General features: G+C 36.2%; 15 protein-coding genes and 4 pseudogenes. 16 read left to right on the forward strand and 3 right to left on the reverse strand.

Annotated elements, in window-relative coordinates; all coding sequences use genetic code 11:
• The 6 genes and pseudogenes from ABIE66_RS28030 to sda form a co-directional block, all read left to right on the forward strand.
• Positions 1–1,184: glycoside hydrolase family 32 protein (locus ABIE66_RS28030; protein ID WP_370017131.1), on the forward strand; the 1,184-nt coding region annotated here is incomplete at its 5' end.
• Between the two features lie 53 nt (positions 1,185–1,237).
• A complete protein-coding gene (locus ABIE66_RS28035; RefSeq protein WP_370017132.1) occupies positions 1,238–2,248 on the forward strand; it encodes a carbohydrate kinase family protein in 1,011 nt (336 codons plus the stop codon).
• Positions 2,249–2,290: 42 nt separating this feature from the next.
• Positions 2,291–2,452, forward strand: a pseudogene (locus ABIE66_RS29080) (ROK family transcriptional regulator); the annotation flags it as partial.
• Between the two features lie 346 nt (positions 2,453–2,798).
• Positions 2,799–4,099, forward strand: a protein-coding gene (locus ABIE66_RS28040) for a helix-turn-helix domain-containing protein (protein ID WP_370017133.1) whose coding sequence is annotated in 2 segments (ribosomal slippage) — positions 2,799–3,255 and positions 3,255–4,099 — 1,302 coding nt in all. Because the reading frame shifts where the segments join, the coding sequence is not laid out codon by codon here.
• A gap of 505 nt (positions 4,100–4,604) precedes the next feature.
• A complete protein-coding gene (locus tag ABIE66_RS28045) occupies positions 4,605–4,847 on the forward strand; it encodes a hypothetical protein (RefSeq protein ID WP_370017134.1) in 243 nt (80 codons plus the stop codon).
• A 455-nt stretch (positions 4,848–5,302) separates the two neighbouring features.
• Positions 5,303–5,434, forward strand: a complete 132-nt coding sequence (gene sda / locus ABIE66_RS28050; RefSeq protein WP_370017135.1) for a sporulation histidine kinase inhibitor Sda — start codon at positions 5,303–5,305, stop codon at positions 5,432–5,434.
• Positions 5,435–5,574: 140 nt separating this feature from the next.
• On the opposite strand, the gene ABIE66_RS28055 is transcribed toward sda, so the two are convergent.
• Both ABIE66_RS28055 and ABIE66_RS28060 read right to left on the reverse strand, forming a co-directional pair.
• Entirely contained in the window at positions 5,575–5,727 is a 153-nt protein-coding gene (locus tag ABIE66_RS28055) for a hypothetical protein (protein ID WP_370017136.1), read from the reverse strand.
• Between the two features lie 189 nt (positions 5,728–5,916).
• On the reverse strand, positions 5,917–6,300 hold the full coding sequence (locus tag ABIE66_RS28060) for a MerR family transcriptional regulator (protein ID WP_370017137.1): 384 nt from the start codon (positions 6,298–6,300) through the stop codon (positions 5,917–5,919).
• Between the two features lie 141 nt (positions 6,301–6,441).
• Here ABIE66_RS28060 and ABIE66_RS28065 point away from each other — a divergent pair, with 141 nt between their 5' ends.
• The 9 genes and pseudogenes from ABIE66_RS28065 to ABIE66_RS28105 all read left to right on the forward strand — a co-directional run bounded on the left by ABIE66_RS28065 (position 6,442) and on the right by ABIE66_RS28105 (position 18,261).
• The gene (locus ABIE66_RS28065; protein ID WP_370017138.1) at positions 6,442–7,377 is read left to right on the forward strand and encodes an aldo/keto reductase; all 936 of its coding nucleotides are present in this window, start codon (positions 6,442–6,444) and stop codon (positions 7,375–7,377) included.
• 339 nt (positions 7,378–7,716) lie between these two features.
• Positions 7,717–9,189: a PTS system trehalose-specific EIIBC component gene (gene treP / locus ABIE66_RS28070; protein WP_370017139.1), complete on the forward strand. Its 1,473-nt coding sequence runs from the start codon at positions 7,717–7,719 to the stop codon at positions 9,187–9,189.
• A gap of 150 nt (positions 9,190–9,339) precedes the next feature.
• Positions 9,340–9,585: a hypothetical protein gene (locus tag ABIE66_RS28075; protein WP_370017140.1), complete on the forward strand. Its 246-nt coding sequence runs from the start codon at positions 9,340–9,342 to the stop codon at positions 9,583–9,585.
• Between the two features lie 62 nt (positions 9,586–9,647).
• Positions 9,648–10,739 carry a Gfo/Idh/MocA family protein gene (locus tag ABIE66_RS28080; protein ID WP_370017141.1) on the forward strand — a complete coding sequence of 364 codons (1,092 nt, stop codon included), beginning with the start codon at positions 9,648–9,650 and terminating at the stop codon, positions 10,737–10,739.
• Positions 10,740–11,018: 279 nt separating this feature from the next.
• Positions 11,019–12,572, forward strand: coding sequence for an MFS transporter (locus ABIE66_RS28085; RefSeq protein WP_370017142.1), 1,554 nt, complete (start codon positions 11,019–11,021; stop codon positions 12,570–12,572).
• A 270-nt stretch (positions 12,573–12,842) separates the two neighbouring features.
• Complete coding sequence (locus ABIE66_RS28090) at positions 12,843–14,003, forward strand: Gfo/Idh/MocA family protein (protein WP_370017143.1); 1,161 nt, start codon at positions 12,843–12,845, stop codon at positions 14,001–14,003.
• A 251-nt stretch (positions 14,004–14,254) separates the two neighbouring features.
• The gene (locus ABIE66_RS28095; protein WP_328131988.1) at positions 14,255–14,884 is read left to right on the forward strand and encodes a DUF1349 domain-containing protein; all 630 of its coding nucleotides are present in this window, start codon (positions 14,255–14,257) and stop codon (positions 14,882–14,884) included.
• A 632-nt stretch (positions 14,885–15,516) separates the two neighbouring features.
• A pseudogene (ltrA, locus tag ABIE66_RS28100) lies at positions 15,517–16,780 on the forward strand (group II intron reverse transcriptase/maturase).
• A 207-nt stretch (positions 16,781–16,987) separates the two neighbouring features.
• A pseudogene (locus tag ABIE66_RS28105) lies at positions 16,988–18,261 on the forward strand (IS110 family RNA-guided transposase).
• Between the two features lie 134 nt (positions 18,262–18,395).
• Here the strand turns inward: ABIE66_RS28105 and ABIE66_RS28110 are convergent.
• Positions 18,396–19,040: pseudogene (locus ABIE66_RS28110) on the reverse strand (IS110 family transposase); the annotation flags it as partial.
• A 492-nt stretch (positions 19,041–19,532) separates the two neighbouring features.
• On the opposite strand from ABIE66_RS28110, the gene ABIE66_RS28115 reads away from it, so the two are divergent.
• The gene (locus tag ABIE66_RS28115; protein ID WP_370017144.1) at positions 19,533–19,880 is read left to right on the forward strand and encodes a hypothetical protein; all 348 of its coding nucleotides are present in this window, start codon (positions 19,533–19,535) and stop codon (positions 19,878–19,880) included.
• Positions 19,881–20,088: the final 208 nt, after the last annotated feature.

Here is a 20,088-nt window from a genome sequence, read left to right on the forward strand (position 1 = left end):
GATGTTTCTCAGGAAGCGCCGTTGATAATAATGGTGAACTAACCCTAATCTATACAGGACATCACTATACAGACAAGGAAAAAGATCTCTTCTATCAAAATCAAAATATTGCGGTCAGTACGGATGGCATAACATTTGAGAAAGTTGGAGAAAATCCGGTTATTGCTAAACCACCAGTAGATAGTGCACATCACTTCCGTGATCCAAAGGTGTGGAAGCACAATGATGCCTGGTACATGGTTTTAGGAAATTCGACGAAGGAGAATGTCGGAAGAGTTATTTTATACCGTTCATCTGATCTATTGAAGTGGGAATACATTGGTGTTCTTGCACAAAGTGATGGCTCGCTTGGATATATGTGGGAGTGTCCGGACTTCTTTGAATTAGATGGAAAATATATTCTAATGATCTCTCCTCAAGGTATTAAATCAACTGGAGATTTATATAATAATCTATTCCAAACAGGTTATTTGGTTGGAGATTATAATTACGAAACAAACGAGTTTGTTCATGGGTCATTTACTGAACTAGATAATGGACATGACTTTTATGCAGTTCAAACCCTATTAGATGATAAAGGTCGTCGAATTGCGATTGGTTGGATGGATATGTGGGAGTCAAACATGCCAACTAAAGCAGATGGATGGTGTGGTGCCTTAACATTACCACGCGAAATAACGCTAGGGGATCATAACAAGATTTTAATGAATCCTGTTGAGGAATTAATCTTATTACGAGATTCTGAACATAATGAGTGTACAAATCAATCCATTTCTGAAAGCTATTTGATAGAAACGAAAGAGGATTTACTTGAAGTGAAAGCTGTGTTTGACTTAACTAAATGTAGTGCTCAATCTGTCGGTCTAAAGCTTCGTGGAGTTAACCAAGAAGAAACAGTATTAACGTATCACTTAGCTAAACAACAGCTAACACTTGATTGCTCCAAGTCAGGAAAAGTGGAAGATGGTGTTAGGAACACAATACTTGAGACAAATAAAGAGCTTTCCCTACGTGTATTTATTGATCGATCTTCCATTGAAATCTTTGCGAATGATGGACAAACGACCATGACAAGTCGTATCTATCCGAATGAAGATAGATTAGGTATTGAGTTATTTACTGAGAATGGTGATGTACAAGTCAAGGAAATAACTTATTGGAACCTAAAAGACATCTGGAAATAAAATAACAAGGAACAAGTGTCTAGACACTTGTTCCTTGTTTAGGGGTGAATACATTGAAAAAGATTTTTTGTATTGGTGAGACATTAATTGATTTTATTCCTATTCAAAAAGAAAAATCTTTAAAAGAGGTTACTGGTTTTGAACGTGTTGCCGGTGGAGCTCCTATGAACGTTGCGATTGCAATTGCAAAATATGGTGGGAATTCCGTCATGCTAACCAAGATAGCTAATGATAATTTTGGTGATTATTTAATGGACGTGCTTCAAGGAAATGATGTAGACACTTCCTACATAATTCGAAGCGATGAAGGTGAAACTGGATTAGCCTTTGTATCTGTAGATAATTTCGGAGAAAGAAGTTTTAATTTTTATCGAAAGAATACAGCTGATTTATTACTTTCACCAGATGAGGTGAAGTCAGAGTGGTTTAATCAAGGAGATCTTCTTCACTTTTGCTCAGTGGATTTGGTTGAAAGTCCAATGAAACAAACTCATATAAAAGTGATAGACAGATTTAATAAAATAGGTGGAATTGTAAGTTTTGACCCTAATGTAAGGCTTCCTTTATGGCCTGATGAAGAAAGCTGTCGGCGTACCATACTAAACTTCTTGCCTCTAGCTGATATTGTAAAAGTTTCCGATGAAGAATTATATTTTATAACAAATATTAATAAGGAAAAAGAAGCGATTAAATCCCTTTTTGTCGGTAACGTGAAAGTAGTCGTATATACAAAAGGAAGTGATGGCGCAAATATTTATTTGAAAAATGGAGAGGAATATGAAGACAAAGGATTTAAAGTAATTGTTTCGGATACAACTGGTGCAGGTGATGCATTTATCGGAGGTTTCTTATCCGAACTAGTGTCACTTGAAATATCTAAAGAAAATCTATGTGAAAGAGTGAGTGAAAATCATCAACGATTACTTACTTTTGCAAATGCAAGTGGAGCTCTCACTGCTTCCGTAAAAGGAGCTATTCAGGCAGCACCTGGAAAACGACATGTATTAAATTTTATTTCTACTCAACGGGCAGCAACAAAGAGGGGGGAGAATGAAATTCTGTAACAAGTTGTAAACTACCTTACTGTGTTCATTATTTATAAGGCCAATCAATCTCATATATATATGTATTCCGGTCAAAAAGGTCCAGTTGTAGGAATTATGATAAATGGAGACTTGGTGCGAGGAAGTTGCTTTTTCTCAGGAGAGGTTTTATTCGTCCCTCAGTATGATGACCGAAATTTTCTCCAAGCTTTGGAAAATGGAAGTGGAACTAAATAAGCAACTAGCCGTGAGGAATATGAGATTGATTCCATTAGCTGCTTAGTAGGATAGAAATACGGGAGTGAAGTTCAAGAAAAGATAAAATAAATCTGCAATAGTGAACCTAACAAGAATGGTTCCTTGGGAACTAACGAGTGCATTTGCTGAAGATCGGAGCTGTCTTAAAGTGCAGCTTTTTCTTTATGCAACTACCGGTGCAACCCACTTAGCGAAAGGGGAATCCATATTGTTAAGTCTTAGTTCTGTAAGAAGAAGTAAAAAAGTCGACTCCTTAACGTTGAACTGCACCCCAATTGTTAGACACAACTAACAACTGGAGGTGCAGTTTTTTATGGCGAGATTTTCTTCAGAAGAAAAAATACAGGCAGTAAGACAATATATAGATGGTAATGAGGGAGGACAAACCATTGCTAAATCTATTGGTGTTCATCCGAGTTTACTTCATCAGTGGATTAAACAATTTGAACTTTTTGGTGATGATGCTTTTGAAAAACGCTATACACCCTACCCCGCACAGTTTAAACTAGATGTACTCAATTATATGAACGAACAAGGGACGTCTATCAGGAAAACAGCGGCGATTTTTAATATTCCATCTTATGAAACGCTTCGAAAATGGAAAGTTGCTTATGAAACAGAAGGATTTGATGCCCTACAATCAAAGAAAAAGGGGCGTCCATCCATGAAAAATAAAAATAATAAGACATCAAATACTCAAGTACCCGATGAAGGATCAATAGAGGCTTTACAGGCGGAGAATGAACGTTTACGTATGGAGAATGCCTATTTAAAAAAGTTGAATGCCTTAGTTCAAAACAAGGAAAAATCACCAAACAAGACAAAGCACAAGTAGTCTATGAATTAAGGAATGCATTCTCGGTGAAAGCACTTATACAGCTCGCTGACATTCCGCGTAGCACGTATTACTATTGGGTGAAAAACTTCGGTCGTCCTGATCCAGATGCAGAACTGAAAGTATTGATTAAATCTGTTTTCGATGAACATGATGTTGTTTCAGGATGGAAATCAATAATGAAGAGGCAGCCTGGATTAAAGAAAGCTCAATTACTTCTTCAGTTAGCTAAGAAATCTGTCGGCACAAGACAAGCACTTGAAGCGTATAAATTCCATTTGGAACAATTATTAGAGGAGTATGATTTCGCAGTCTTACAACTCGAAAGAGTGGAACAAGAGGTTAAGGATGTATTAAAACAAATACCTTTTGCCAAGAAGCTGCTTGCCATAAAGGGAATTAGTGAAATTTCTTTAGCCGGAATATTAGGTGAAGCAGGAGATCTAAGTGGTTTTTCACACGGTAATTCTTTACTTCGGCACGCTGGGTTGCATCTGGCTGAAGCAAGCTCTGGAAAGTGGAAAGGCCAAATTGTCATCTCTAAGCGAGGGCGATCCAGGCTAAGGCGTTTCCTTTACTTAGCCACCATGAGCCTTGTGATGAATAACACGGAATTTCAAGCCATTCACTCCCATAATGTTAAAGTGAAAAAAATGAAGAAAATGAAATCGATTATGAAATTGGTAGGTAAGCTAGCTAGGATATTTGTTGGAATAGCACGCAGAAACGAGTCTTATTGTGCAGATAAAGTTCAACCTATTACTGAACTGGTTGCGTAGTTTTAAAGGGGGATGTCTTAATAGGGTTCTCGAAGGGAACCTTTAAAAACTGATGTTCATAGTTTTCTTTTTACTAATGTTGGCTTATTCGTAGGATTTCAAATATGTACGGAGTACCAGATTTCTTGAACAAAAGGGCACCGACCCATCAGGTTAGCATAACTGGCCTCCACCCCTTGGATAGGCATGACGAAGGAATGATAGGGCAATTGACCCGTTGAGACATGGGAGGGAAAGCCTCCAGGGGCGCCCCCCCCGGCCATGGACTGCCTAGCTAACCTTCTAACGCGTTTTTTATTAATAGTAAGGTCGTAGTGTAAAAGTGCTTATTCGACTTCTTAGACCCCTTAAAATACTGTGTGTTTTTCTAGCTTATGGCTAGAATCTGTTTCTTTTTCATAGATAACAGGGACTATCTCTAATTCCAAGCTGTTGATTTATGTTTAATTAAAAAAATCTTTCAATGTATGCTAGTTTTTTGTATTGTCTAATTAGGAGGTGACTTATGGAGAAAGAAGAAAGTTCCCTTTACGATAAATTACCGTTAGGATTATTGGCTGGGTTTTATTTTGAAATAAATAAGAACATTGAAAAAGGAATCTTGTCTGATGCTATGTATCATGAAATTAGATTAATTGAACAAACAGCATTAAGAATAGGGATCTCACTTGAATACCTACATGATAAGGGTTCCCGTGTAATTGAAGCTGAGAAACTACTACTAAGAGGAACAACCATGCAACACTAAATCGAAAGATAAGAAGTCCAATGATCATTAGGGATTCAAATTTGTTTTCTAGTAATCATTGGAAATGTAAGCGCTTTCTTTTATGATAAAAATGGGTTGGATGGCATGTGTGGCTGTCATAGTATAAGGCGTAGGTGGGGCCGGTACCGGGAGAGGACTTAGAAAACATATCTTTTTTTAGCTGAATAAAATCATACATAAACAATAAAAGTAAAAAACGATAGACCCTTTTGCTCCCAAAGGGTTTATTTTGGTGTAACTTCCTTTAATCGAGATGTGATTTTTAATTTTGAAAGATTGGTATTGTTACTAGAAACCAAAGTACTGAACCACATAAACAATGACGGGATTGAGTAGAAGATTACTTAAAAACGAAGTATCCTGATTTTGATGTTAAGGTGCGTGGTAAGGAAAAATTGAGAGTTCTAAAAAGGAGTTGAAAGGGAGGAATAATATTGCTTCAAAAGTTAAGCGATGAATTATTAATTAATACCTATCTTAAAGCCAAAAAATTAGAAATTGACCCCAATTTTATATCGTTATTAACCAAAGAAATGAATAGAAGATTTCGTTCTGATGTAATATAATCATTAAATTTTCTAGAACTATCATAGAAATACACCCAAACTAACAGTAGGCTTTGCAAATGAAATTATACCAGTAACATCTAAAATCAATTCAATTGAGAGCCGACACATTATTAAACGATTAGTGTCGGCTCTTGATTTTATCTAGACTTAACTGAATATACCAAAGCCCAAGTCATATCTAAAGTAACACCTTTTCCTTTATTTTTTGATTTCATTGATTTCGCAAGTTCTAAATGTTTGAGAATAAAATCAGCAATAACTTCGTCCATATCTATTGCAATTCTCTTCATAACTAATCCTCCCAATATGTACATTCTACTATACAAGATTTTCATATTATATCAATCTCCCCCTTAAGCACAATAAGAAAAAGGCTGCCGCAGCAACCCTTACTCTTGAAATTAAGCACCTGTTAGTTCAAGAGATAAAAAAGGTCCCTCGCTATAGCCGACTCTTTACCTCTTAACGTATTTACCTCTTTAAAGAGAGCTTTCTGACAATTTATCCTTGTACATTTGTGGTAAATGCTTAATTTTATATTCAATCGATTTAAGATGTTTTTCCGTATCCTTTATTTGTTGTTGAACGTTCTTTTTATGCAAAGTAAGAATTTGCAGACCTTTTTCTATAGAAGGCTCATTATTTGTAAAACATTCAATAAAAATGCGTATATCTTTAATTTGCAGACCTGTGTTTTTTAAACAACAAATTAGGTCAATCCATTCTATATCGTGCCTATTAAAAATCCTGTTCCCAGTTTTTGTACGATGTAAAAATGGAAGAAGTCCCTCTTTATCATAATACCTTATGGTATATATAGACAGGTTTGTTTTTTTTGCAACTTGTGAAATTGTATAGTTCAATATATTCCCTCCATAAACTTTAAAAGTTGATTTAGAGACTACTCTAGCTACATTTTTTTGTCAATATTTTTTTTGTTATTGACCTAGAGTAAGCTCTATAGTTTATCTTGTACTAGTAAGGACTAAAGGAGGAACTAGTATATGAAATACAATAAGATTACGAACACCGATTTGAAAGCTTCTAACATCATTATGGGAAATATGCGTTTAAAACAACTCTCTTTGTTAGAGGCTGAAAAATTGATTCGAACTGCTATGGAACAGGGTATTAATTTTTTTGATCATGCAGATATCTATGGTCCAGATGTACTTGGGCAATGTGAGGAATTTTTCGCAGAGGCTATTCAGTTGAACACAAGCATCCGAGAAAAAATGATTTTACAAAGTAAATGTGGTATTCGTCGTGGAAAAGGTTACTATGATTTTTCAAAGGAATATATCATTCATTCGGTAAATGGTATTTTAAAACGACTAAAAACAGAATATCTCGATATATTACTTCTTCATAGGCCAGACCCATTAATGGAGCCTGATGAAGTCGCTGAAGCATTTGAAGAACTGCATAGTAGTGGTAAAGTACGATATTTTGGTGTATCTAATCATAATCCTACTCAAATTGAACTTCTTCAAAAATACATTTCACAAAGATTGGTAATAAATCAATTCCAGTTTAGTATTGCACATACACCAATAATTGATTCTGGAATTGCTGTAAATATGAATATTGAACAGTCCGTCAATCGTGATAGTAGCATTTTAGAATACTGTCGAATAAATGACATTACTATGCAGGCTTGGTCTCCATTCCAAAATGGTTTCTTGGATGGCACATTTCTTGGGGATTTAGAGAATTTTCCAGAATTGAACAAAGTCATTAACAGTATTGCTAAAAAATACGGAATAACGGATACAGCTGTAGCTGTCGCGTGGATTACGAGACATCCAGGTAATATTCAGGTGGTTCTTGGAACTACAAGCACACAACGAATGACAGACGCGTGTAAGGGATCAGAAATACCATTAACCAGAGAGGAGTGGTATCAAATTTACAAAGCAGCTGGCAATATAGTACCGTGAAGCAAAAAAAATGAAAAGTTGATCTATCTGTAAGTGAAAAGCCCTTCATTTTTTCCACTCTAAATATGGTCTAGGTTTTATAATGAAGGGTTATTAGTATGTTTCCTTGCAATAGTTTGAAAACGTTGTCATTAGGTGTTTATGGATTTGGAATTCATATAAATAAGAGGAAAAGTAAATTTTCTAATCTATATATTTATATATTTCCTTTTGTTTAGGAAATTAAGAAATATATACCGTGAAAAGACAAGTGATTATGATAGCTCTAAGAATATAAGGTTAGGGTGAAAGTTCACTATTTACAAGTTGTATTTTAAACAACAACGGGGAGGAATAAAAATGAAGGTCGATAAACATTCTGTTTCCCAAATTATTGATGCAATTGGGGGTGAAAAGAATATTTCAGCAGCAACTCACTGTATCACAAGATTACGCTTAGTCTTAAAAGATGAAAACAAAGTAAATCAGGAGTCCTTAAATAGCCATGATCTTGTTAAAGGCTTTTTTTCTACTAACGGTCAGTTTCAAGTTGTGATTGGTCCAGGTACTGTAGAAAAAGTATATAAAGAAATGATTTCTATTACAGGAGTTGGTGAATCGTCAAAAGAGGAGCTCAAAAACGAGGCAGCAAAAAGCTTGAATCCAATTCAACGTGCGATTAAAACTTTATCTGATATCTTTATCCCAATCTTACCTGCAATCGTGACGGCTGGTTTACTAATGGGTATCAGTAACACTTTAACAGGTTCAGGCATTTTTTATGATAATAAATCCTTCGTTGATGTTCACACTGAATGGAAAGATTTAGCGAATATCATTAACCTAATTGCCAGTACAGCTTTTGTTTTCTTGCCAGGACTAATTGGTTGGTCAGCTGTTAATCGGTTTGGGGGAAGTCCTCTTTTAGGAATTGTACTTGGGCTAATGCTTGTGCATCCTGATTTGCTAAACGCATGGAGTTATGGTGAGGAATTGGCAAAGGGCAAAGTTGATACATGGAGCTTATTTGGTTTTCATGTAGAAAAAGTTGGTTATCAAGGACAGGTTTTACCGATTTTGGCTGCCTCACTTCTACTATCGAAAATTGAAATATTTCTACGGAAACGAGTTCCAGATGGTTTTCAAATTTTAGTTGTTGCTCCAGTAGCTTTGTTGATCACGGGTATTTTAACATTCACTGTAATTGGTCCGATTACCTTCTCAATAGGAAACATTATTACAGGTGCAATTATATGGTTATTCAAAACAGCACCAATCATTGGTGGTTTAGTATACGGGGGATTATATGCTCCACTGGTTATTACAGGTATGCAGCACACCTTTTTAGCAGTTGATTTTCAATTGATAGGAAGTACCGGTGGTACATCTTTATGGCCGATGGTTGCATTATCAAATATTGCACAAGGTTCAGTAGCATTTGCAATAATGATATTAATGAAAAATGACAAAAAGTTAAGGGGTTTAGCATTTACTTCAGGAATCTCTGCTTGGTTAGGAATTACAGAACCAGCGATGTTTGGTGTGAACTTACGATATCGCTATCCATTTATCGCAGCTATTATTGGTTCATCAATTGCGGGTGTAGTCGTGTCAGTTAATGGAGTAAAAGCACCATCTATTGGTATTGGTGGTATTCCAGCCCCTCTTTCCATTTTTCCAGAGAACTGGATAGCATTTATTCTTGGCATGTTGATTGTTATTGTTGTACCTTTCATATTAACCTTACTATTTGGAAAAATTCAAGATCGAAATATGATAAAAAAAAGTGAAAATATTACAACAAAATACATGCTAAAAGCAAAGAAAATATAATGGTAGTTTGAGCTTTTTCTGAATAGATGTATGAGATTGTGAGTGAAAAGTGTTAAGAAGACCTCTATCTATTCCTTATACCACATTGATTCACTGGGTTGAAGGAGTCATTTTAACAGCTGTCTGCGATCCAGACAGGAAGCACATTGATTGGGCAAAGAAGAACTTCCCATACAGGGAAAATATACAGGTCATCTAGGTATTATTCAAAATTGGATAGGTGCTATTACTCGAGGAGAGGAATTACTGGCGTCCGGTGAAGAAGGAATAAAAGGATTAGAAATCGCAAATGCTATTTATTTATCTGTCTGGACGAAAAATTTAGTGGAAATACCAATCGATGCAAATCTATTCATTGATGTTTTTACAATAAAAGATTACGTATTCTACTTTTAAAAAGAAAAATACATCAAATACGACATTAAATGTAGCTGGAACACATTAAGGAGGAATAGTTTATGAGTAAAGATGGTATGACATATGCACCAAAAGGAAAGCCTAATCCTGTTGTAAAAGAAGGAGAATTCCAAATCGCAGCTGCTACACTTGATCATGGACACATCTATGGCATGTGTAACGGATTGATTGAAGCAGGCGCGACGTTAAAGTGGGTATATGATTCAGATCCAATAAAAGTGGCTGAATTTGTTGAGAAATTTCAGAGTGTTCAAATAGCAGATTCTCTCGAACAGATTTTGAATGATGAAGCTATTAAGCTAGTTGCAGCTGCTGCAATTCCATCAGAACGAAGTGCTCTTGGTATTAAAGTAATGACAGCAGGCAAAGACTACTTCACCGATAAAACGCCTTTTACAACATTGTCTCAATTAGAAGAAACAAGGAGCGTTGTCGGAAAAACGGGTCGAAAATACATGGTCTACTTTAGTGAACGACTTCACGTGGAGAGTGCAGTATTTGCAGGTGATTTAATTGCAGACGGCGCGATTGGCCGTGTTATTCAAGTTACCGGATTTGGTCCTCATCGCTTGAATGCTTCTAGTCGTCCAGAATGGTTTTTTAATAAAGAACAGTACGGTGGTATTTTGTGTGATATTGGAAGCCATCAAATTGAACAATTTTTACACTATACAGGATGTTCTGATGCAGAAGTTTTACACAGTAAAATAGCAAATTATAATAATCCAGAGTATCCTGAACTAGAAGATTACGGTGATGCCACGTTAAAAGGGAATAATGGAGCCACTCATTTTTTCCGAGTTGACTGGTTTACACCTGATGGGCTTTCTGCATGGGGGGATGGACGTACTTTTATTACAGGTACAGAAGGGACGATTGAGCTACGTAAATACATAGATGTAGCACGGGATGAACAGGGCGATCATCTGTATTTAGTCAATAAAGAAGGAGAACAGCATTTTGAATTATCAGGTAAGGTTGGTTTTCCTTTCTTTGGACAATTAATAATGGATTGCATACATCGAACGGAGAATGCAATGACTCAAGCTCATGCATTTAAGGCTGCAGAGTTATGTTTGCAAGCTCAAGAAGAAGCAACTGTGATATCGTCAAAAGCGGAGGTTTTAAAGTGACAATACTTGCTGATGTGGAGTTAAGGATGTATTCAGTTGTTTAATAAATCCTTACCATTTTAAGTATATTTGTTGTAATACTTCATTATTCTATATTCTATATATTCCCTTCAATTTTAAAATAAGTTGAAAATGGGGTTGATAAGTAAAGAATAAAAATATTCCTATTAATCTTCTATACTTATAAAGTAATTTCAATCCCCAAATTTTTTTATGGATATTGTGCCAAATAATATTAATAGAAATCTCTTATCACATTTTTTGAGGGGAGAGAGAAAAATGAGGTCTGCAAGCAGGAAACTAACACTCAAAAATTTTATTGGTTACGGAACAATGGATTTATTTGGAGGAGGGGCATTCGCAATAATAGGAGCATGGATGCTATATTTTTTCATTACATTTTGTAATCTTACCCCTGTTGAAGCAGGATCTATTATTGCTATTGCTCGTATTGTTGACGCCATTGCAAGCCCACTTATGGGTCATATCACAGACAATTTTGGTCGTACAAAACTTGGAAAAAAGTTTGGAAGGCGCAGATTCTTTTTGTTAGTTGGAAGTCCTTTGATGTTTATTTACTCTTTACTTTGGGTTTCTGATATGAATTACTGGTATTACTTAACTGTTTATACTTTACTCGAATTTCTTGCAGCAATGGTATTAATTCCATTTGAAACACTTGGTGCTGAAATGACTGATGATTTTAATGAACGTACTAAGCTTTCAACTATAAGATTAGTTTATTCAGGGTTAGGAGCATTTTTAGCTACTTTTGTTCCAGGGAGATTATTCGAAATATTCGGAAAAGATTCACCCCAGGTTTTTCTTTACAATGGGATTATCTTCACTGTGATATTTATGGTTTCATTATTAATTACACATAAAACAACGTGGGAACGTAAAGTCGAAGAAGACATTATAGAACCTTCTACTGTAGAAAAAGTACCTCTTAGAGAGGCTTTTAAAAAATTTGTGATTGACACATTATCTACTTTTAGAATTAGAAGTTTCCGCCAGCATCTCACGATGTACATTTGTTCTTTTACAGCTATGGATATTTTAAACGCTGTCTTTGTTTACTTTGTTGTCTTTTCTTTAAATAAAGATGCAGTGTTGGCATCTGACTTATTATCTATTAGCTCGGTACTTCAAATGATATGTACATTATTGTTTGGTTGGCTCGTTATTAAAATAGGTCCTGCATTATCGTTGGAAGTGTCATATATTTCCATAATTACATGTATATGTGGTTATATATTCTTATACCTCGTACAACCCACTTATATGATTGTTGCGCTTTATGCTTTTTCTATTATTTTCGGAATCGGGAAAGGTGGACTATATTATATACCGTGGAACATTTACACTTTTATCCCTGATGTAGATGAAATGGTAACTCGTAAAAGAAGAGAAGGAATATTTGCAGGTATTATGACTCTTACACGTAAGAGTACTACGGCTTTAGCAACATTCTTGGTAGGTGTTTTTTTACAGAAAAGTGGATTTGATGCAAGTGCAACGGCACAGGATACTACAGCAATAAATGGGATTGCAGGTATTCTATTTTTTGGGACAGTAGGTTTAATTATAATTAGTTTAATTGTTGCATTCAGGTTTAAATTATCTAAGAAAACACATTCTATTTTGCTTGGAGAAATTAATAGATTAAAGAATAATGGTTCAATGGAAAATGTTAATGAAGACACACGAACTGTATTGAAATCGCTAACAGGTTGGGAGTATGAGAAGCTTTGGGGTAATAATAACGTAGGATATCAGCATCAGCCCAACAGTTTTGAATACCCAGATTTTAAAAAGCAGGACATTCAGTAATAACTATTTAAAAAAATTACAAACTAACAATATACCTGTAGAAGAAAGTAAGAATGATATTAACCCTAAAGATTCTAGTGTAACTTCTATTACTCATAAAGTGATAATACTAGTCTCATTAGCTGAAGTCATGCAAAATCTAAATTAATCAAACTCAGAATATTAACTGCATTAAGTTCGCTCAGTACTAGAATAATTGTTAATAAGTTATTTGAAAGCATTATCTTAATGATCGAATTAAACATTTATTTTCTGAAAGGAAGGAACTACATGACCAATATCGCAATTATAGGAACTGGATCTATTTCAACTGCCCACATTGAAGCTTATCTTGCAATGCACGAAACTTGTAAAATTGTAGCTTTAGCTGATATTTACCCTAAAAAAGCAGAATCTATAGTAAGAAAATATAATTTAGAAGCCCGAGTTGTCGCAAATTATCAAGAGTTATTGAATGACTCTACTATTGACGCTGTTTCTATTTGTTCCCCTCCTTATACGCATGCACCTATTGCTATTGATTTTATTAAGGCAGGGAAACATGTCTTAGTTGAAAAACCTATGGCTTCTTCTCTAAAAGAATGTGATGAAATGATAAAAGCATCTATTGAAAGTCAGAAGCTGTTATCCGTCGTTGCTCAAAATAGATTTTTGACTCCTATTATGAGATTAAAACATGTACTGGATCAAAATTTAATTGGAAAAGTTGCTCATGCTCAAGTTGATTCTTTTTGGTGGCGTGGTCATAGTTATTATGATTTATGGTGGCGAGGCACATGGGAAAAAGAAGGTGGCGGTTGTACATTAAATCATGCTGTTCATCATATTGACATGCTGCAGTGGATGCTAGGATTGCCAACTGATATTTTTGCAGCAACTACTAATGCTCTACATGATAATGCAGAAGTTGAAGACCTATCTGTAGCTGTACTTCGCTATGGAAACGGCAGTTTGGCGCAAGTAACAAGTTCTGTTGTTCATCACGGAGAAGAACAGCAACTCATTTTTCAAGGTGAAAAAGCAAGAATATCCGTTCCTTGGAAAGTAGCAGCTCAAGTATCTAAAGAAAACGGCTTTCCCCAAGAAAAAAATAATGTAGATTTAGAAAATCGCATTCAAAAAGTTTTTAATCAATATCCGGAGTTACGATTCGAAGGTCATACTGGACAAGTAAATAATTTTTTAAAGGCCATTAATGATGGTGAACAGCTTTTAATTGATGGAACAGAAGGAAGAAAAACACTTGAACTTATTACAGCCATCTATAAATCTGCAAACCTAGGTGTCAATGTAAAGCTTCCCCTTTTAACAGATGACCCTTTTTATACACGCGAAGGGATGTTGGCGAATGTTAAACACTTTTATGAGAAACAAGGTAGCATAGAAAATTTCTCAGATGACACGATAACTGTTGGAGGAAATTACGAATAAGATAAGCTAAGTTTATATAAAATAACAGTTACCAGCAGGGAAGAGGCTCTTAAAGGTTATGTGGAGCCTCTGTCCTGTTATAGTCGATTGATTTCAAGGAATAAAAACTCTAAAACTGCATTTGATTTTTCGTCTATCGTATATTTAGTCAAAAAAATACACCTCCAATTGTTAGATGTTGTCTAACAATTGGGGTGCAGTTCAATAAGGCGGCTCTTTTCTTAATTAATAACAGTAAGGTGGCAACGATTATGACTGATAGTATCATACTGATAGAGGAGTTCAAAAATACCGAAATAGATAAAAATTTAAAATGGTTTTCCCCGCCTAACGAGTGGAATCATAATTGCGAGAGCTCGAACTTAATTATTAAAACTGATAAGCAAACAGATTTTTGGCAAAAAACACATTATGGTTTTCAAGCTGATAATGGACATTTTTTGTACTATGAAGTAAACAGAGACTTTAGATTGACTACTAAAGTAAAATCAAAACCAGAGAATAGATACGACCAAGCTGGCTTAATGGTGAGATTTTCAAGTGATACTTGGTTAAAGACTTCTGTTGAATATATACCTGATGGCAATAGTAAATTAGGTGTTGTTGTAACTAATCAAGGTTATTCTGATTGGTCTAGTCAGGAATTTTCAGAAGACCAGAATTCACTTTTTTATCGAATAACCAGAAGAGAAAACAATTACTACGTTGAATATTCATTAGATGGTATTTCGTGGAGACAAATAAGAATGACCCACCTCGTTAAAGAGACAGATAATATTAAAGTTGGCATCTATGCTTGCAGCCCACAAGGAGAAGGTTACGAAGCAGAGTTCGACTTTATTAAAATTGAAAATATAAATAATGATACAAAAGTTTATTAATAATTTAGGATTACCTTAATATCTTATTCAACTAACGGGTGCGTTAGCTCAAGATCGGAGCTGTCTTAAAGGCAGCTTTTTCGTGCGCCCGGCATGGGTGCAATCTATAGGGTGTGAGTCCCGAACCATGAAGGCAGTAGTAATGGTTAGCTTAATGCAAGGGTGTCCACGGTGACGTGGAATCTGAAGGAAGCAAGCGGCAAACCTCCGGTCTGAGGAACACGAACTTCATATAAGGCTAGGTATCATTGGATGAGTTTGCGAAACAAAACAAAGTCCTTACTGCCGAAGGTGGTACAGAGTAAATGAAGCAGATAGATGGAGGGAAAGATTGCACTCTTACTCGGGGAGGTCTGATGACAGCCAAGTACACTTGGTAACCTGTCCAGTGATGGACAGCTGAATCATCAGAAGTCAGCAGAGGTCATAGTACTTGTCTACTCGAGAAGATAAGGAAGGACCGAACAGATTAAGGAGGATGAATACTAGGCGTTCGTTATCTGCGAAGAAGCAAACAATTCCTAACGGAACTTATTTGAAGGAAGAAGTGGTGAATACACGGGGAACTTCAAAAAGGCGGAGCAGATAAAGGCACAAATAGACCATTTATCCACGTAGAAAGGATATCAACGATGTTAATGGAACAGATACTAGAGAGGGAAAACTTAATACAGGCATTGAAGCGTGTTGAAAGAAATAAGGGGAGCCATGGTGTAGATGGAATGCCGGTTCAAAACCTGAGACCGCACCTCGTAACCGAATGGTACAACATGAAAACTGCCCTTTTACAGGGTACCTATCAACCGCAGCCCGTCCGTCGTATCGAAATCCCGAAACCAAACGGCGGAGTTCGGCTATTGGGTATTCCAACCGTTCTAGACCGTTTCATTCAACAAGCCATTGCCCAAATATTGACCAAGATATATGACTCAACCTTTTCGGAGAATAGCTATGGATTTCGCCCTAACAAACAAGGGCACCAGGCGGTTCGAAAGGCAAAGTCCTATATAACCGAAGGTTATACATGGGTAGTGGATATGGACTTGGAGAAGTTCTTCGATAAAGTGAATCATGACAAGCTCATGGGAATGTTAGAGCGGAAAATTGAAGATAAACAGAGTTCTCAAACTGATTCGAAAATTCCTTCAAGCAGGCATTATGATAGGCGGACTTTTTCATAAAAGTGAGGAGGGAACTCCGCAAGGAGGTCCGTTAAGTCCTTTATTATCTAATATCATGTTAGACGATTTAGATAAAGAACTAGAGAAACGCAATCTTCGATTCGTAAGGTATGCGGATGACAGTACTATATTTGTGAAGACACGAAAAGCCGCCAAACGTGCAATGGGAAATATCTCAAGCTTCATTGAAAATAAACTGAAGCTAAAGGTCAACTACGAGAAGTCGAAGTATGATCGCCCTTGGAACAGAACGTTTCTCGGTTTTAGTTTCACGAAGTCAAAGAAGAACCCGAAGGTTCTACTGGCTAAACAAACGGTGAAGAGAGTAAAGAAACGAATCAGGGAAATGACCTCGAGAAAATTACCGATACCCATGAAACTCCGAATAAATAAGTTAAAGCAATACCTTAGAGGTTGGATGGGGTATTTCGCCCTCATTGATACTCCGAACGTATTGCAGAATTTAGATTCATGGATTCGAAGAAGACTCAGGATGTGCCTATGGAAGCAATGGAAATTGCCAAGAACGAGAGTGAGGAAACTCAAAGGATTAGGCGTCCCATTTGGAAAAGCATATGAATGGGGAAATAGCAGAAAGGGTTTTTGGCGCATAGCGCATAGTCCTGTTCTAGACAAAACCCTTAATAATGCTTATTGGCACCACCAAGGGTTAGTCAATCTATATGAACGATATACAAAACTACGTCAGACTTAAACTGAACCGCCGTATACCGAACGGTATGTACGGTGGTGTGAGAGGTCGGAGGCTAGGCGCCTCCCCCTACTCGATTTATGGCACTAACGGGGCAGGTTAGCATTCCTGTAGATCGTTAAATATCAGGTTTGAAAAAAATAGAGCCCCTCAGTAAGATACGAGTATAGAGTCCAATCTAACTCAGAGTCTTAAGGAGGAAGCCCTACTATGAATTTTAAAATGCAAGACAAACAAAATCAACTAATAGAAAGAATTTCCGATCCACACCTTATTGTTGGTGTGGATATCGCTCAACAACTACACGTTGCAAGAGCAGTTAACTTCCGTGGAATTGTAGTTGGAGACCCTCCTACATTTGAAAATAATGAAGAGGGGTTCCTTAAACTATTAAAATGGATTCATGATTTAAAAAGATTAAAAAACTTAGATGCAGCAATAGTAGGTATGGAGCCTACAGGCCATTACTGGATTAACCTTTCAAAATGGTTATATAACCAAAACATTAAGGTTGTAACAGTCAATCCCCACTTAGTAAAAAGGAATAAAGAGAATCGTGATAATACCCAATCTAAGAGTGATAAAAAAGATGCGCTCGTTATCGCGGATATGGTCAAAAACGGCTACTATTCCTTTATTCGCCCATCATCAGAATCATTTGAGAAGCTTAGAGTTCTAATGTCTAATCGTGATGTGATTGTTAAACGTCTCGTGATGTCTTTTAATCAAGTAAATCGATGGGTGGATGTGGTCTTTCCTGAACTCAGACAAGTGTTTAAAGATGTAACGTGCAAAGGGGCGATCGCAACCCTTCGTTTATTTCCTACACCGGATGAAATATCTTCACTAGAAACACTAGATGTCATGAGGGGTTGGAAGTCTTTAATGAAACGACAACCAGGACCCAAGAAGGCTCAATTACTAATCAATCTAGCAAAATCCTCTATTGGGACCGGACAAGCTCTTGATGCTTATAAATTCCATTTAGAACAATTATTAGAGGATATGACCTCGCTGTCAAACAACTCGAAAGAGTTGAACAACAAGTTAAAGAAGTTCTCTACAAAATACCATTTGCAAAAAAACTACTTATGATTAAAGGAATAAGTGAAATTTCATTAGCCGGGATACTGGGTGAATCAGGAGATCTAAGTGGTTTCTCTCACGGAAACTCTCTATTGCGGCATGCGGGATTTCATCTAGCTGAAGCAAGTTCAGGCAAATGGAAAGGTCAGATTGTCATTTCAAAGCGTGGAAGGTCAAGACTACGACGATTCCTCTACTTAGCAACTATGAGCCTTGTGATGAATAACCCTGAGTTTAAGGCCGTCCATTCCCATAATGTGAAGGTAAAGAAGATAAAGAAAATGAAATCAATCATGAAACTCATAGGTAAACTAGCAAGGATTTTTGTAGGAATAGCACGACGAAACGAGTCTTATTGTCCAAATAAAGTCCAAGTATTGATCCCATTAGCAGCATAGAAATAAAACATTAGTTATATAGAATGTATCATTCAAAATAGTTAACTTTAATTTTGAATGTTGTCTTATTCGTAGGATTTCAAATATGTACGAGTACCAGGTTTCTTAAACAAAAGGGCACACTGTGACCCATCAGGTTTCAGGGAACGAAGTTCCATTGGAGATGGAAATAAACGAAGTGTGGCAATAGCCCCTTTAGCAGTAATGTCTTTAAATACCTGCCTGAGTTCGGGAAAGACAATATCAACCCAACGGTTTAATTGATTAATCGTGCTAACGAGTCGTTTAACTACCACATCACGGTTAGACATAAGGACCCTAAGTATCTCAAATGATTCTGAAGTGTCCCTGACAAAGGCGTAGTAACCGTTCTTCACCATATCAGTGATGACCAGGGCATCTTTCCTATCACTTTTCGACTGAGTATTATCACGGTTTTCTTTATTCCTTTTTACTAAGTGGGGGTTTACCGTTACTACCTCGATTCCTTGTTTAAATAGCCATTTTGAAAGATTAATCCAGTAATGTCCTGTAGGTTCCATTCCCACGAAGGCTACCTCAAGTTTATTTAATCTTTGAAGCTTATCCATCCATTTTAATAAACTAGCAAACCCATCTTCATTATTTTCAAATGTAAGTGGATCTCCGACTACAATTCCACGGAAATTCACTGCTCTAGCCACATGTAATTGTTGGGCAATATCCACTCCAACAACAAGGTGTTTATCGGAAATTCTTTCTATTAGTTGATTTTGTTTATCTTGCATTTTAAACTTCATATTAGGGTTCCTCCTTAGGGTTTGAGTTAGAGTGGTGTCTTACTCATATCTTACTGAGGAGCCCTATTTTTTTCAAAGCTGAAAAATAACGAACTACAGGAATGCTAACGGGTGCTTTACTTCCATAAGAAGGGTTGCTGCGGCAACCTTGTTTTCTTGTGGACCTAAAGGGCTAACGAAGGGGCTCTAATGACATAGTTTATCGACCTTCCTCTCACAGCCTTAGCATTAGTATTGACGGTTTTTCGCCATTTTCATTCTCGGTGGTGAAGCGCTGATTTTTGCGCTTCATGGGTGGCTAACGAGAAGCTTAGCTATATGGGAAGTACAAATAATTTGTAAAATAAAAAGACGGATTATTACAAAACCTCTAGTAAGGAGTTTTTTGGAAGGAGGAAAAAGATTAGACATATGTTTTCATTACGTGGAGATGCTCATAAAATTTATCTTCAATTAAAAAAAGTCTCATACAAAGACCGATCTTTCAAATGTATGAAGAAACTTAAAGAAGTGGAAGAAATTCGAAATTTTTATAGTTCGATTGATAGCGATACGTTAAAAAAAATTAATTATTGTATGATAAAAGAGAAAAACGGATCGGGAATCATTCCTATTATAATATCCTCTGGACCTTGGCTTTTTTTTCTGTTTTCAAAACAATTACAAGATTTCCTTTTCAAAGATGGGAGTTTGCTTTGGGTTGTCTTTGTTTTAACTTATATTTCCATTCTCGCCATAAGTGTGTTTCTTCATTTTCATGAAAAATCATGGGCTTTTGTTCATATTGAAATCATTCAAGATATTTTACATGAACGAAAAGAGATAAGTGAAAAGCCCTGAGGTGAGAACCTAAAACGGCTTCCCTCAATGGAGAGTTTGGTGAGAAAAACATATACTTTCGCACTGTTTCCATGTGTATTTTTCAGCGCGAAATATTACAGCAAAAAAGAGACATCGAAACCGATGCTCCTTTAAATACAAAATAGTGATTATTTTTACAAATTCAACCTTAATCCATTTACTCTTTCCATCCATTTCGTAAGTCTCA

This window comes from Peribacillus sp. B2I2, assembly GCF_041261685.1.
Classification (GTDB): Bacteria; Bacillota; Bacilli; order Bacillales; family DSM-1321; genus Peribacillus.